This is a genomic window from Spiribacter onubensis, assembly GCF_040838425.1.
Classification (GTDB): domain Bacteria; phylum Pseudomonadota; class Gammaproteobacteria; order Nitrococcales; family Nitrococcaceae; genus Spiribacter; species Spiribacter onubensis.
The window spans coordinates 493,989-508,198 of record NZ_JBAKFI010000001.1 but is presented as its reverse complement, the minus strand read 5'-3'; the positions used below and the strand labels follow the sequence as shown (position 1 = coordinate 508,198).

The 14,210-nt window shown below is 63.7% G+C and carries 12 protein-coding genes; 5 read left to right on the top strand and 7 right to left on the bottom strand.

The genetic code is table 11. The annotated features are described in order from the left end of the window. Nucleotides 1-7 precede the first annotated feature (7 nt). From V6X63_RS02550 to V6X63_RS02520, 7 genes are read right to left on the bottom strand one after another with little or no spacing between them, the layout of a single operon-like run. Nucleotides 8-1,918 (bottom strand): bifunctional 5-dehydro-2-deoxygluconokinase/5-dehydro-2-deoxyphosphogluconate aldolase, encoded by a 1,911-nt coding sequence (locus V6X63_RS02550; RefSeq protein WP_367978024.1) that lies wholly within the window; start codon nucleotides 1,916-1,918, stop codon nucleotides 8-10. Continuing rightward, entirely contained in the window at nucleotides 1,918-2,949 is a 1,032-nt protein-coding gene (gene iolG / locus V6X63_RS02545; protein WP_367978023.1) for an inositol 2-dehydrogenase, read from the bottom strand. Before iolG ends, V6X63_RS02550 begins: the two co-directional genes overlap by 1 nt. After that, entirely contained in the window at nucleotides 2,922-3,824 is a 903-nt protein-coding gene (locus tag V6X63_RS02540) for a MurR/RpiR family transcriptional regulator (RefSeq protein ID WP_367978022.1), read from the bottom strand. The genes iolG and V6X63_RS02540 overlap by 28 nt, the downstream gene beginning before the upstream one ends. Before the next feature lie 6 nt (nucleotides 3,825-3,830). Continuing rightward, nucleotides 3,831-4,955: a Gfo/Idh/MocA family protein gene (locus tag V6X63_RS02535; RefSeq protein ID WP_367978021.1), complete on the bottom strand. Its 1,125-nt coding sequence runs from the start codon at nucleotides 4,953-4,955 to the stop codon at nucleotides 3,831-3,833. After that, on the bottom strand, nucleotides 4,948-5,919 hold the full coding sequence (locus V6X63_RS02530) for a hydroxyacid dehydrogenase (RefSeq protein WP_367978020.1): 972 nt from the start codon (nucleotides 5,917-5,919) through the stop codon (nucleotides 4,948-4,950). Before V6X63_RS02530 ends, V6X63_RS02535 begins: the two co-directional genes overlap by 8 nt. Further along, the gene (locus V6X63_RS02525; RefSeq protein WP_367978019.1) at nucleotides 5,919-6,728 is read right to left on the bottom strand and encodes an HpcH/HpaI aldolase family protein; all 810 of its coding nucleotides are present in this window, start codon (nucleotides 6,726-6,728) and stop codon (nucleotides 5,919-5,921) included. Before V6X63_RS02525 ends, V6X63_RS02530 begins: the two co-directional genes overlap by 1 nt. A gap of 15 nt (nucleotides 6,729-6,743) precedes the next feature. Next, the gene (locus V6X63_RS02520) at nucleotides 6,744-8,180 is read right to left on the bottom strand and encodes an NAD-dependent succinate-semialdehyde dehydrogenase (protein WP_367978018.1); all 1,437 of its coding nucleotides are present in this window, start codon (nucleotides 8,178-8,180) and stop codon (nucleotides 6,744-6,746) included. A gap of 185 nt (nucleotides 8,181-8,365) precedes the next feature. Here V6X63_RS02520 and iolD point away from each other — a divergent pair, with 185 nt between their 5' ends. The 5 genes from iolD to V6X63_RS02495 all read left to right on the top strand — a co-directional run bounded on the left by iolD (nucleotide 8,366) and on the right by V6X63_RS02495 (nucleotide 14,209). Next, complete coding sequence (gene iolD, locus V6X63_RS02515) at nucleotides 8,366-10,225, top strand: 3D-(3,5/4)-trihydroxycyclohexane-1,2-dione acylhydrolase (decyclizing) (protein WP_367978017.1); 1,860 nt, start codon at nucleotides 8,366-8,368, stop codon at nucleotides 10,223-10,225. After that, nucleotides 10,222-11,127 carry a myo-inosose-2 dehydratase gene (iolE, locus tag V6X63_RS02510; RefSeq protein WP_367978016.1) on the top strand — a complete coding sequence of 302 codons (906 nt, stop codon included), beginning with the start codon at nucleotides 10,222-10,224 and terminating at the stop codon, nucleotides 11,125-11,127. The genes iolD and iolE overlap by 4 nt, the downstream gene beginning before the upstream one ends. Continuing rightward, nucleotides 11,124-11,939, top strand: a complete 816-nt coding sequence (locus V6X63_RS02505; protein ID WP_367967011.1) for an SDR family oxidoreductase — start codon at nucleotides 11,124-11,126, stop codon at nucleotides 11,937-11,939. The genes iolE and V6X63_RS02505 overlap by 4 nt, the downstream gene beginning before the upstream one ends. Nucleotides 11,940-12,048: 109 nt before the next feature. After that, nucleotides 12,049-12,960, top strand: coding sequence for a substrate-binding domain-containing protein (locus V6X63_RS02500; protein WP_367978015.1), 912 nt, complete (start codon nucleotides 12,049-12,051; stop codon nucleotides 12,958-12,960). 112 nt (nucleotides 12,961-13,072) lie between these two features. After that, on the top strand, nucleotides 13,073-14,209 hold the full coding sequence (locus tag V6X63_RS02495) for an ABC transporter permease (RefSeq protein ID WP_367978014.1): 1,137 nt from the start codon (nucleotides 13,073-13,075) through the stop codon (nucleotides 14,207-14,209). Nucleotide 14,210: the final 1 nt, after the last annotated feature.

The window sequence follows — 14,210 nt, the reverse complement described above, 5'->3', positions numbered from 1 at the left end:
TCGGGTTTCAGTCCTTCCTCGCGGCGTTGCGGGCCCGGTCCCAGCATAGGCAGAGTCGGGCGAAGTTCGCCTGCACCGCCGCCGTGGCTTCAGCGTCATCGATTTCGTTGCGCATCCATGCTCGGGCGGCAGCCATGAACACCGTACGGCCTACCGCAAAGCCTTTCACGAGCGGTTGGCGAGCGGCACTGGCAAAGCTGCGGGAGAGGGATTGCTCCGGTGCGTCGAGGCCGAGCACCAGGATGCCCCGGGTCCGGGAGTCGTTGCGCTCAATGGCATTCACCGCCATCTGCCACTCGTGGTCGGTTTCGAAGGGCTCGAGTTTCCACCAGTCGGGATAAACGCCGATCTCGTAGAAACGCTCGATCAGCGTGGCCGTGGTGGTCGGTGTCACGGGCCCCACCTGCGAGGGCACCAGCTCGAGCAGGAACTCCAGTCGGTTGCGCCTTGCGGCATGAAAAAGGCGATGCACCGTGGCCTCCTGCTCCGCCTGCATCGCGGCGTCATCGTCGGGATGGGCAAAGCAGAGGCATTTGACGACCTGGCCGTCAGGCCAGCGCGAGAGCCCACCGAAGTCGGGCCCGAGCTCGGGCTCAAGCGCGAGTGGACGGGATCCCGGCCACTCCACCGGTCGACCTGTCCACAGGTGGGTCTCGGCGGCTTCGTGCAGGGCCTCGCGGCCAAGCCGTTCATCGCAGAGCACGCCATAGCCGGCGGCGCCACCCGCCACGGCCTCCGCCGCGCGAAGGCAGAGGCGTTTGAAATGACCAATGCGCGCCGGTGTGGCGCCAGGCAATGCCTCGAACTGTGCCCGATGGTCGAAGGCCAGCACCCTGAGTACAGCGATCTCGCCCGCCCGATTCGTGCTCCAGTGGACCTGCTCCAGGGCCTCGTCATTGCGAAGATCCGGCCGCCGAACGCCCTCGTGGAGAAAGTAATCGAGCTCCGCTGCGCTGGGATAGGCGGGCGTGCATCCATGGCGACTGACTGCCAGGGCGCCGCACGCGTTCGCTGTCTCAAGCGATGCCGACCAGTCGGCGTCACTCAGCCAGCCCTTGAGCAGGCCGGCCATGAAGCCATCGCCGGCACCCAGCACATTGAATACCTCGATCGGGAAACCCGGCCCGCGCTCACCCGCCTCGATGTCGGCCGGAATGGCGCCGGGGAATGCCACCGCACCGGCGGCGCCACGCTTGCAGACAAGGGCTGCATCGGTGCATTCACGAACCGCGCGGAGTGCGGCAAGGGTGTCGGTCGTGCCGCCGGCGATATGGAATTCTTCCTCGGTGCCCACGATCAGGTCGAACCGGTGCAGATGGCTCTGAAGACGGCTCGTGACCGCGCTGCTCGCGATATAGCGGCTCTCGCCGGCGCCATGGCCGGCCAGCCCCCAGAGATTGGGCCGGTAGTCGATATCCAGCGCGGTTCGCCCTCCACTCTCGCGGGCTGCGGTGATGGCCTTGAGTACGGCGGCCTCGGTCTGCGGGTGGCTCAGATGTGTGCCCGTGACGACGAGGGCCCGGCTGGTGGCGATATACGCCGGGTCGATATCCGCCGGTGTCAGGCCCATGTCGGCGCAGTTCTCGCGGAAGAAGATGAGCGGGAAGCGCACATCGTCGCGAATACCCAGCAGTACCAGGGCGGTGAGGCGTTCCGGATCCACTTTGACGCCGCGCGTATCAACGCCCTCTCGGTGCAGTTGTTCGATGATGAAACGGCCCATGTGCTCGTCACCGACACCGCTGATCAGACCGGAGCGCAGGCCCAGACGGGCCGCCCCGCAGGCAATGTTCGTCGGCGATCCCCCGATATACTTGTCGAAGGTCCGCATGTCCTCGAGGCGACCGCCAACCTGACCACCGTAGAGGTCGATGGACGATCTGCCGATGGCAATGACGTCGAGCGGCTTTCCGGCCATCAACCGGTCTCCTGCGCGTTGATCGCCGTAATGGCGATGGTTTTCTGCTCTGCCAGTGAATGCATGGCCGCTTCAGCGAGCAGCAGCGCATTGACGCCATCGCGTACTGTCACCGGCATCGGACCGCCACTGAGCAGTGCCTCCCTGAAGGCCCGCCACTCTCGATCGAACGCCGTCATGTAGCGCTCGAGAAAGAAATGAACCGGGTTGCTATGGCGAGAACCGGCGGCGCTTCGATGGATGAGCGTGGATTCGGTCACATTCCCCACCTCAATCAGACCGGTGGCGCCCAGCAGTTCGATCCGCTGGTCATAGCCATAACTCGCACGCCGGGTGTTGCGGATCGTCGCCAGTCGGCCATCGGCGTAGTGGAGAATCACGATCGCCGTGTCCGTGTCGCCGGCCTCTCCGATCGCGGAGTCCACCATGCAGCTACCTGTCGCTGTGACGGCGTCGGGCATTCCCCAGAGCCAATTGGCGATATCGAAGTCATGGATCATCTGATCGCGGAACTGACCGCCGGAGGCGGTGATGTAGGTGAGCGGCGGTGGTGCGGGGTCAAACGAGGTGATCATCAGCATCTCGCCCTGACCGATTTCCCCGTTGACGTAGGCCTCCCGGAGCGCCTGGAAATTGGGGTCGAAACGGCGATTGAAACCGATCATCACCCGCTCGCCGGTTGCCTCGACCCGTGTCGCGCAGGCCTCGGCCCGGGCGAGTGCCAGATCCACCGGTTTCTCGCAGAAAACGGCCTTGCCGGCGGCGGTTCCCCGCTCGATGAGATCGGCGTGGGTGTTTGTCGAGGAGGCAATGAGAATGGCATGGATCGCCTCGTCGGCGAGGACAGCCTCGACGTCGCGTGTCTCGACCCCCATCTCTTCACCCAGTGCCCGGGCGGCCTGCGGATCGGCATCGGCGATGGCGGCCAGCCGGGATCCGGCATCGGCACTGATGGTTCTGGCATGAAGCCGACCGATACGGCCTGCCCCGATCAGCGCGACATTCATCGATTGGACGCTTCGGTCACCCATGGTATGCGCGGGTCCTTTTCGTTTTTCTGGAGCTGGGCTGCGGTGGCGACGACCAGTGCCTGGGCCAGGCAGATGGGCGCGGCCAGTGATCGGGCAACACTCTGACGGTGTTCCGGAACAGGGAAGATGACCGTGGCGGAATTCGCCAGTGGCGAGAGGGTGGTGTCGGAGATGGCCACAACGGGAATGCCTGCCTCATGCGCCTCATCCACGATGCTGACGACCTCGGTCGCGTAATAGCGAAAGGACACGCTGAACAGGAGATCGTCGGGAGTCATGGTGCGTGCGATGTGCGTGGCGAGGCCACCGCTGGAATCAAGCAGCACACAGCGCTTGCCGATCATCGTCAGCAGGTAGCGCACGAGAGTGACCACCGGCGCCGAGCGATTCTGCCCGACGAGGTAGATCGTCTCCGCGTCCTTCATGAGCTGAACGGCGTGCGCGAGGTCTTCGGCCGGTATGTCGTCGAGCAGGCCCTCCAGCGAGGCAATATCCTGTACGACGAGTTCGTGTAGAAACCCCGTTTCCGAGAAATCGTCACGGTGGCGCATTCCCTCCCGTAATGCGCGCACTCGGGCACTGAAACCCGGGGCGGCGGTCTCCAGTCGTTTCTGATAGAGAATCTGGATCTCCTTGAATCCGGAATACCCCAGTGACTGCGCAAAACGGACCAGCGATGAGGCATGCACGCCAATGGTCTCGGCAATGGCACTCACCGAGCGGACGGGGATGTCGTTCGGATTCTGGGTCAGGTAGACCGCGATGGCCTGATAATTCCGCGACATCTGCTCGTAGCGATCATGAATGAGGGTGATGAGTCCCTCATAGTCCGCCGGAGGCATGCCGTTGCACGCGTTCGGGTGCCCTGTTTCCATGTCTGTTTACCGTGGTACGTCCAGCCACTTCCCGGCGATGGCGGATTGCTGAATGGTCTCGACCAGGGTCTGAATCCGCAGCCCTTTGCGGAAACCGAAGGGTTCCGGGATATGGCCGGCAATGGCCCTGACAAAGCCGGCGACTTCGATTGCTTTCAGATCATTGAAACCGATCTGATGCCCGGGTGCCACGCAGAATTGCCCGTAAGGCGGGTGTTCTGGCGCGGCCTCGATGCGTCGGAAGCCGTGGCGTCCAGTGCGGCTGGCGGTCTCGTAGAAGTGCAACTCGTTAAACCGTTCCCCGGTATAGAGAATTGCGCCTTTCGAGCCATAGACTTCGAAATCGTGCTGCATCTTTCGGCCGGTCGCCAGCCAGTTGGCTTCGATCGAGCCACTCGCGCCGCTGTCGAACCGCAGGAAAGCGCGTCCGATGTCATCAACCTCGATACGCCGGCTACCGTTTCCGCCGTCCGGTCGGGTCGGAATGTGGGTCACGCAATCGCCCATCACGCGCTCGATCGGCCCGAGCAGGCATTCCGCGGTGGCCAGTGCATGGGAGCCGATATCACCGAGGGCGCCACCCCCGGCCGGGTCATGCCGGAAGGTGAACGGATCCATGGAATCGGCCATATAGTCCTCGGCATGGACACCACGATAGCTGCGGATCTCACCGAGTTCGCCGGCGGCGATCATCTCCCGCGCGAGGCTGAGCATGGGATTGCACAGGTAGTTGAAGCCGACCTGCGTTCTGACGCCGGCGGCCTCCGCGGCCTCGGCCATTTCGCGGGCGTCCGCCGCCATCGGCGCCAGGGGCTTTTCGCAGTAGACATGTTTGCCGGCGGCAATGGCGGCAAGCGCCATTTCCTTGTGCAGCGCATTGGGCGCCGTGATGTCGATCACGTCGATGTCGGGGTCGTGGAGCAACTCACGCCAGTCGCCGGTCGCCTCCGAGAACCCGAAGTCCTCGGCCGCCTGACGAGCCGTTTCGAGGTCGACATCGGCGAGCTTCGACAGCTCGAGTCGGTAGGGCAGATCAAAGGCCCGGTCGGCCGTGGAGAAGCCGAAAACGTGGGCGCGGCCCATGAAGCCCGAGCCGATCAGGCCGATACGCAGGCGGGGTTTGTCAGGCATGGATCGCCTCCCGGTTGACAATGAGGTCGGGGTTGATGGACCCGTCGAGGTAGTCGATGGCGTTGCGTAGACAGGCGATCGCCATGCGCTCGGCCGCCTCGTCGGTAAGCCCGCCGATATGTGGCGAAAGCAGTGTATTGTCGCTGCCGACGAGCGGATGGCCGTCCCCGGGCGGCTCGGTGCCGAAGACGTCGATGCCCGCGAAGGCGACGTCGCCGCGGCTCAGTGCTCCGGCCAGCGCGGCTTCGTCGATGACGCCACCGCGCGCGGTGTTTGAGAGGACGACGCCCGGCTTCATGGCGGCGATTTCCTCGGGCCCGAGCAGGGGTGAGGGGGCCGGGGGCATATGCACCGAGATGAAGTCGGCCGCGCCGAGCGCCTGCCGTAGTGAATCGACGGGCGTCGCCAGGTCTTCCGGCCAGCGACCGACGGGCAGGTAGGGGTCGTAGCCGATCACCCGCATGTCGAATGCGCCGGCCATGCGCGCCAGGCGCTGACCGATACGGCCGAAGCCGATGATCAGCAGGGTCTTGCCCCAGAGCTCCCGCGCCTCCAGTGCATTGCGCCAGCCCCAGTGGCCGGATTCACGCACCGCATGATCCGCTGCCACCGCCCGCTTGGCACCGGCCAGGAGTTGCATCATCGCGTGCTCGGCCACCGAGACAGAGTTGACGTCACCCACCACAGTCAATGCGATATGCCGCTCGTTGAGAGCCTCGACATTCACCGCGTCATAACCGACACCATGACGCGAGACAACGCGTAGCCGGCCTGCGCTTGCGATCATCCCGGCATCGAGTGGCTGCGTCCGGATGGCGAGGGCGTCGGCCTCCGGCAGATAGGGAACGAAGGCCCGCTCGTCCTGGTCCGGGACATAATCCACATGATGCCCCGCCTCGCGCAGCGAATCGATCATCGCCTCGCCGGCAGGATGCAGTTTCCCTGCCACAAGAAGTCTCGTCATCAGTACGCTCCTTCGGTGCTCGTGGCGTGATCGCGTCCGGTCTGCTCACGCCAGTTGGCAACTGCGGTACCCGCCGCGGCGGCCAGGAATCGGGAATCGCCGCTGACTGTGGTCAGCCGATAACCCCACGAGATCGCGCCTGCGGCATAGTCCGCTGAGCCGCAATGCAGGCAGGCAGCGATGCCATGCGCGTTGCAGACACTGGCAATATGCTGAATCAGCTCGATCATCTCGGGCTCCTGGCGGTCGAAACCAGGCGCCAGGCGTCCTTCCTGTGTTCCCAGCGTGAGGTCGGCGGGGCCGACGTAGATGCCATCGAGACCCGGGGTGGAGGCGATCGCCTCGAGGTTTTCGACACCATCGGCGGTCTCGATCATGGCAAGTGCCAGGATCTGCGAATTCGCATCCGGGACGTTGTACCCGGGCAGTCCAAAGGCGGCCCGGGTTGGACCGAAACTGCGCTGGCCCAGTGGGGGATAGCGCAGGTAGCTGACGAACTCCTCGGCCTCGGCCCGGCTGTTGATCATGGGGCAGATGATGCCCTCTGCCCCAGCGTCCAGCGTCTTCATGATCCAGCTCGGATCGCGCCATGGTACCCGTGCCATCAATGTCGCGCCGGATGCCTTCATCGCCTGGAACATCGGAAGCAGGGCGGTGTAGTCCAGCGCGCCGTGCTGAATATCCACAGTGACGCTGTCAAAGCCCTGGGCCGCCATGATTTCGGCGGTCAGCGGATTTCCAATCGAACACCAACCATTCAGGGCCGGCCGTTCCGCCTCCCACAGGGCTCTCAGTCCATTCTTCCTCATCCTTCCTTCCCCCGGTCAGAAAACGATCTGCGCAAGCTTGGTATCGAGGTAGTCCATGATCCCCTCGACACCGCCTTCACGCCCCATTCCCGAGAAGTTTGTGCCACCGAACGGCGCCTCGCTGGCGGCCAGGGCGAACGAGTTGATGCCGACCATGCCGGCATTGAGTGCCGATACGGTGTGGCGGGCACGCTCAGCATCGCGGGTGAAGGCGTAGGCGGAGAGCCCCATCGGCGAGGCATTGGCACGCTCTATCGCCTCGGCCTCCTCACGGAAGGCCGTGATCGCGGCAATCGGACCGAAGTTCTCCTCGGCGAACACCCGCATATCATCCGTGACGCGGGTGAGGACGGTGGGCTCGAAGAAGTGACCGCGCTCGAACGCCATGGCCCGCTGACCTCCACATTCGACGCGGGCGCCTCCGTTGAGCGCGTCGGCCACGATGTTCTCCATTTCCGTGACGCGATTCGCATTGATCAGCGGGCCCATGCCGATGTCTGTATCAAGCCCGTTTCCTAGCCTGATGGCGCGGGTGCGGGCGATGAACCCATCAACGAAGTCGTCGTAGAGGGACTGGTGGACGAAAAAGCGATCCGGTGTCACGCAGACCTGCCCGGCATTGGCGAATTTCGTAGGCACGATGACGTCCAGCGCGGAATCCAGATCCGCATCCTCATACACAATGAGCGGTGCATTGCCGCCGAGCTCCATGGAGACCTTTTTCACGGTGTCTGCGGCATCGCGGATCATTTGCTGGCCGACTCGAGTGGAGCCGGTGAGCGAGACCTTACGGACCCGCGCATCCGCCATCACGGGGGCATAGGTATTCGCCGTCGGGCCTACGATGAGACTGACCGCACCGGCCGGCAGGCCGATCTCATGCAGGCAGTCCACCATGATCATGGCGGTGCCCGGCGTCTGGGAGGACGGCCTGAGAACGACCGGGCAGCCTGCAGCCAGTGCCGGGGCGAGTTTACGGGCGGGTAGGGCAGCCGGGAAGTTCCATGCCGTAAAGGCGCCGACGACGCCGACGGGCGGGTGGTGGACCTCGAAGCGGCCGCCTGGTACCCGGCTGTCGATGATCCGCCCGTCGATGCGACGCGATTCCTCGGCGTACCAGCGGAACTGATCGCAGGCGAGGCCCCACTCCCGAGTGGACTGTGCAATCGGCTTACCCGTCTCGAGGGTGATGATTCGGGCGGCCTCGTCACGACGGTCGACCATGCGATCAGCAGCCCGATGCAATGCATCCGCCCGCGCGAACCCGCCCATCACCTCGAGCGTCTCGCGGGCGGCCGCCGCGCCCTCCAGCGCTGCAAGCGTGTCCTCGATGCTGGCCACCGGAGCGGCGCCGATGGCGGCTTCCGTGACCGGTGAGATGACATCTACCGTCGTGGAGCAGGCTCTCCACCCGCCCTGTGAATAGATGCCGTAATCGACATAGATCGACATCGTCTCTCCTTCCTCGCTGTGTTGCGGCGCTTTGCTCGCCCACTCTCCGGCGCCTAAACCGGTGTGGCGAAAATCTGTTGCAAAGGCCATCGGCTATCTGCAATGATCTTTGCACAACAACGAATATGTCAATAAATGTTTTGCATCCGGTATTTCGCGGATGCAGAGGAAACGAGGAGGCGGAGATGAGTGAACGGACCGTGCGGCTGACCATGGCGCAGGCCCTTGTCCGGTACCTGACCCGGCAGTTCACCGTGATTGACGGCGAGGAGGTGCCACTTTTCGCCGGGGCATTCGGCATCTTCGGTCACGGCAATGTGACCTGTCTTTCCGAGGCGCTGGAGGCCGTGCAGGACGAGCTGCCGACCTGGCGCGGTCAGAACGAGCAATCGATGGCGCTCGCTGCGGCGGGTTTTGCCAAGGCCATGCGTCGCCGGCAGCTCATGATCGCCACCTCATCGATTGGCCCGGGTGCACTGAATATGGTGACGGCGGCGGGCACGGCCCATGCCAACCGTCTGCCGATGCTGCTCATCGCCGGCGACACCTTCACCAACCGGTTGCCGGATCCGGTCCTCCAGCAGGTGGAGCACTACGAGAATCCCACCGTGACGGTGAATGACGCGTTCAAGGCGGTGACCCGCTACTGGGATCGGATCAGCCACCCCGCGCAGATCATCGCCTCGCTGCCTCAGGCCATTGCGACGATGCTTGATCCGGCCGATTGCGGTCCGGCCTTTATTGCGTTGCCGCAGGATACCCAGGAGCTCGCCTTCGACTACCCCGAGGCATTTTTCGAGAAGCGCGTGTGGACCATTCCGCGTCCGCGGCCGGATCGGGATAGCGTCATTCGGGCGGCGGATTTGCTCAGAACCGCTCGCAAGCCACTCATCATCGCCGGCGGCGGTGTCCGTTATTCGGGTGCCGGCGAGACGCTGGCGCAGTTCGCCCGGGAGCGTGGCATCCCGGTGGTTGAGACCGTGGCGGGCAAAGGCACCCTGACGCATTACGATCCGGTTCATGCGGGTCCGATCGGCATCATCGGTTCCACCTCCGCGAACGAGCTGGCCGGTGACGCCGACGTGGTGCTTGCCGTCGGGACGCGCCTGCAGGATTTCACCACCGGGTCGTGGACGGCTTTCGACCATGAGGCCCGGTTCATTGGCGTCAACGCCGCCCGGTTCGACGCCGGCAAACACCGCGCCGTCGCGGTGGTCGGTGATGCCCGGGAGGCGATGACCGAACTGGATGCGGCGCTGGGCGACTGGCGTGCGGACGCGGCGCGCATGGCCCAGGCCAGTGAACTGTTCCGCCACTGGGATGCCGTTGTCGACGAGCATCAGCAGCGCAGCGATACACCGGTTCCCACCTACGCCCAGGTCATCGGCATCGTGAACCGGTCAGCGGATTCTGCCGATCACCTGATCGCGGCCGCCGGCGGCATTCCCGGCGAGGTCCAGAAGGGCTGGCGGGTGAAAAACCCCGACACCTACGACCTCGAGTTCGGCTTCTCCTGCATGGGCTACGAGATTCCCGCCGGCTGGGGGCATGCCATGGCCATGAAGGGCGAGGGCACACCGATCGTGATGATTGGTGATGGCACCTACATGATGATGAATTCGGATATCTACTCGTCGGTGATCACGGGTCACAAGTTGATCGTCGTGGTCTGTGACAATGGCGGATTTGCCGTGATCAACCGCCTCCAGGAATTCAAGGGCACCCCCGGATTCAACAACCTGCTCAAGGACTGCCGCGTGACCGACCCGGACAACGTCCCACACGTTGACTGGGCGGCCCATGCCCGCTCGATGGGGGCGGAGGCCCGTCACTGCCAGGACCTCGACGAGCTCGAGGCAGCGCTCGAGTGGGCCCGCACGACGGACCGGACGACGGTGCTCTCGATTGTCACCGACGCATTCTCCTGGGTGCCCGGCGATGCCGACTGGGATGTCGGTGTGCCGGAGGTCTCGCTGCGAGACAGCGTCCAGCAGGCCCGCGCTCACCAGGAGCAGATCCGGGCGAAGCAGCGGATTGGAGTATGAGCGACATGTTGCATGCCCAGCTTGGAATCGCACCGATCGCCTGGTGGAACGACGATCTGCCGGCGCTCTCGGAGGATGTCAGCCTCGAGACCTGTCTTGCCGAGGCCGCAGAGGCGGGTTTTGCCGGCATGGAGACCGGGCGCCGTTTCCCGATGGATATGGACGCGCTCGGGCCGATTCTCGCCCGCTACGGCATTGCCGTCTGCGGGGGCTGGTTCTCCGGAGAGCTGCTCGATGGCGATCTCGAGGTCGAGAAGGATCGAATCGCCCGGCAGATGGATTTCTTCAAGGCCGCGGGCGCGCCCTGCATCGTCTACGGGGAGACCGCCCGATCGATCCAGGGGGAAAAAGGTACGCCCCTTCAGCGCAAGCCACGGCTTGATGAGGCACAGATGGCGGCCTACGGGCGCCGGATGTCCGATTTTGCCGACTGGTGCAGCGATCAGGGCATGCCGCTGGCCTATCACCATCACATGGGCGCTGTCGTGGAGACCGAGGACGAACTGGATCGATTCATGGCCGTCTCCTCGGTACCGCTGCTCTTTGATGCGGGACACATGGCGTTCGCGGGCGGCGATAATCTGCGTGTCATCGACCATCACCACGCACGGATCAGTCACGTCCACACCAAGGATGTGCGCCGTTCAGTAATCGATGGACTCGACCGCACGCGGGCGAGCTTCCTGGATGCGGTGGTGGACGGCGCTTTCACGGTACCCGGCGACGGAGATCTCGATTTCGGGGCGATCATCAGAGCACTGGCCAGCCACGGCTATGAGGGCTGGTTCGTGATCGAGGCCGAGCAGGATCCGCGCCTGAACCCGCCGCGGGAGATGGCCATGAAGGGCTATGCCGAACTGGATCGCCTGGTCCGGGCGGCTGGTTATGCGGTGGCGTCATGAATCGCATCGACGGCAAGGTGGCGGTCATCACCGGGGCAACCCAGGGGCTGGGTGCGGCGATCGCAAGGACCTTTGCCGATGCCGGAGCCTCTGGACTGTTGCTGGTGGGGCGCAACGCCCAGCGTGGTCGTCAGGTCGCCGATGAGATCGTCCGGCGGCATGGCACGGACGTGATTTTCCGCGCCGTGGATCTGAGCCGGATGGAGGAGGTGGCGTCGGTGATACCCGGCGCCGAGGCGCATTTCGGGCGGGTCGACATTCTGGTGAATGCGGCGGGTCTGACAGACCGCGGCAATCTGCTGGATACCTCTCAGGCGCTGTTCGATCGAATGCTGGCGGTCAACACGCGTGCCCCCTTCTTTCTCATGCAGGCCGCCGCCCGACTCATGGAGCGGATCGGCATACCCGGTTCGATCGTCAACATTGGCTCGGCATCCGAACGTGCCGGGCAACCATTCCTGGCGCCTTATGCGGTGTCTAAGGGTGGCCTGGCCACGCTGACCCGTAACGCGGGTTTTGCCCTCATGCGCAATCGAATCCGGGTCAATCAGCTCGACATCGGGTGGATGAATTCCGATGGGGAACGGGCGTTACAGGCAGCGGAGACCGGTGATCCCGATGCCATCGATCGCGCAGCGGCAAAGATGCCGTTCGGACGCTTGCTTGAACCGGAAGAGGTGGCTCGGGCCGTGCTGTGGATGGCATCGGATGACAGCGGGCTCATGACCGGCTCCGTGGTGCACTTCGATCAATCGGTCTGGGGTGGCTATGACGGTCAGCCACCGGTGCCGGCGCAGAGGCTGGGCGTCTGAGTGACACGGGCAAGAACATGCTCCGGAACACCGGGGCTAGAAGAATCCCGCCTTTCAATGGCGGGCAACAGGCTCTAAGCAGCCGACTTAATGGAGACAGGAGGAGACCATGAAAAAGGTAATCTTGATCACGGCAATGGCCGCGCTCATGGCGGGTGCGGCGAACGCCGAACGCTATGTGATGATCACCCACACGCAGGGGACGGATCCTTTCTGGCCGGTTGTCGAGAAGGCCGCTTCGGATGCGGCTGAGGACCTTGGCGTGGGATTCGAGTACAACTTCGCGCCGAGCGGTGATATGGCCGACATGGCGCAGCTCATCGAGGCGGCTGCAGCGACCGGTCCTGACGGGCTGATCGTCTCGATTCCCGATGCGGATGCGCTCCGCGGGGCGGTCACTGATGCCGTCGACAGTGGGATTCCGGTCATTACGATCAACTCGGGGGCGGATGTATCCGCCGAGCTGGGTGCGCTGATGCATATCGGCCAGCCTGAATACGATGCCGGTGTGGCCGCCGGGGAGCGCGCTGCGGCAGAGGGAGTCACCAAAGCAATCTGCCTCAATCAGGAAGCCTTCAACTCAGGTCTGGTATCCCGCTGCGAGGGCTACTTTGATGCCCTGGGCGAGGAGCTCAACATGATCGACGTCTCCAATGACCAGGCACAGATCGAGACGCGCACAGCGGCTGCGCTAACGGCGGACGAATCCATTGATGGCGCTCTCGCGGTGGGGCCGCACGTCTGTGAGGCGGCGGCGCGGGCCATCGACTCGATCGGGGCAGAGATCCATCTCTCCTGCTTCGATCTGACACCGGGCGTCATCGACCTTATTGAGGCGGGCGAGGTGCAGTACACCATCGACCAGCAGCAGTACCTGCAGGGTTATATGCCGCTGGTCGTTCTGCATCTCTACAACAATTATGCCGGTATGCTGCCGGGCGCCAACATCCCCTCTGGTCCGGGCTTCGTGGATTCCACCAATGCCGCGGAGGTGGGAGATCAGGCGGGCGTGAACCGCTAGCCGGGACACTTCCGCTGCGTCCGGGGGCGATGCGTGCGTCGCCCCCGGACTCTCCAGCCATCGTAGTCTTCGTCGCCCGCGAGTCCGGGGTCCCGTTGGAGGACAGTTGATAATGAATGAAGCCAAAGCCGGTGCTGCGCCAGAGCGCAGCGAGGCCGATCGGTTGCAGAATGGAGGCCTGATCGATCGGCTCAAGCAGCGGCCGGAGGTCGGTGCCTTCGTGGTCATGGTTGTGGTCATCATCGCTATTGGTATTTCCTCCGGCGGTAATGCCTTCAACCCGCTGGGGCTGAAGAACAATCTCTCGATCATCGCGCAGTTCGGTATCATCGCCACCGGGGCTTGCCTGCTGATGATTGCCGGTGACTTCGACCTCTCCATCGGCTCAATGATCGGTTTCGCCGGTATGTCCATGGCGATGATGCTCAAGTGGGGTCTGCCGTTCGGGCTTGGCGAGGCGACGCCGGCGGCGGCGTTTTTCCTGACGCTGGCCATGACCCTCGGTATCGGCTGGTGCATCGGCTTTATCGTCGTGCGGTCGAAACTGTCGAGTTTCATTGTCACGCTTGCGTTTCTTTTCTTCCTGCGCGGACTCACCGAGGTCTGTTTTCGGCTGATCAACCGCTCCACTCAGATTTCGGGACTGCCCGACTTCAAGGAGACAAGCTGGTTTGCCGATCTGTTCGGCGGTGAGGTCTTTAGCTGGTTCTACGATGTCTGGTTCTGGCTCGGTGGAAATATCAACCGGGCCGGTGACCAATGGGTGGATGGGTTTGACTCGCGCGTGATGTGGTGGGTCATCGTCTCCGTCGTCGCCTATTATGTTCTGTCGCGAAGCCAGGTCGGTAACTGGATTTACGCTACCGGAGACAACCGCGAGAGTGCGCGCGCCAATGGTGTCCCCGTAAACAAGGTGCGTATTTCGCTTTTCATGTTCACGGCTTTCTGCGCCACCCTCTTTGCCGCCTGCCAGGTCTTCGAGACCAATACCGCGGATGCCGCGAAGGGCAACCTCAAGGAGCTGGAGGCCATCGCGATTGCCGTTGTTGGCGGTACTCTGATGACCGGTGGATTCGGCTCGGTGCTCGGCGTTGTCTTCGGTGCAGTGACCTTCGGTCTTGTAGCCAATGCCGTATTCTTCATCCCCGCCATCGATGGGGCTTACTACCGTGTCTTCGTCGGCGTTGTCCTGCTGACCGCCGTGTTCCTGAACGAGAGCGTCCGCAAGCGCATCACGGGGGGGATCTGAA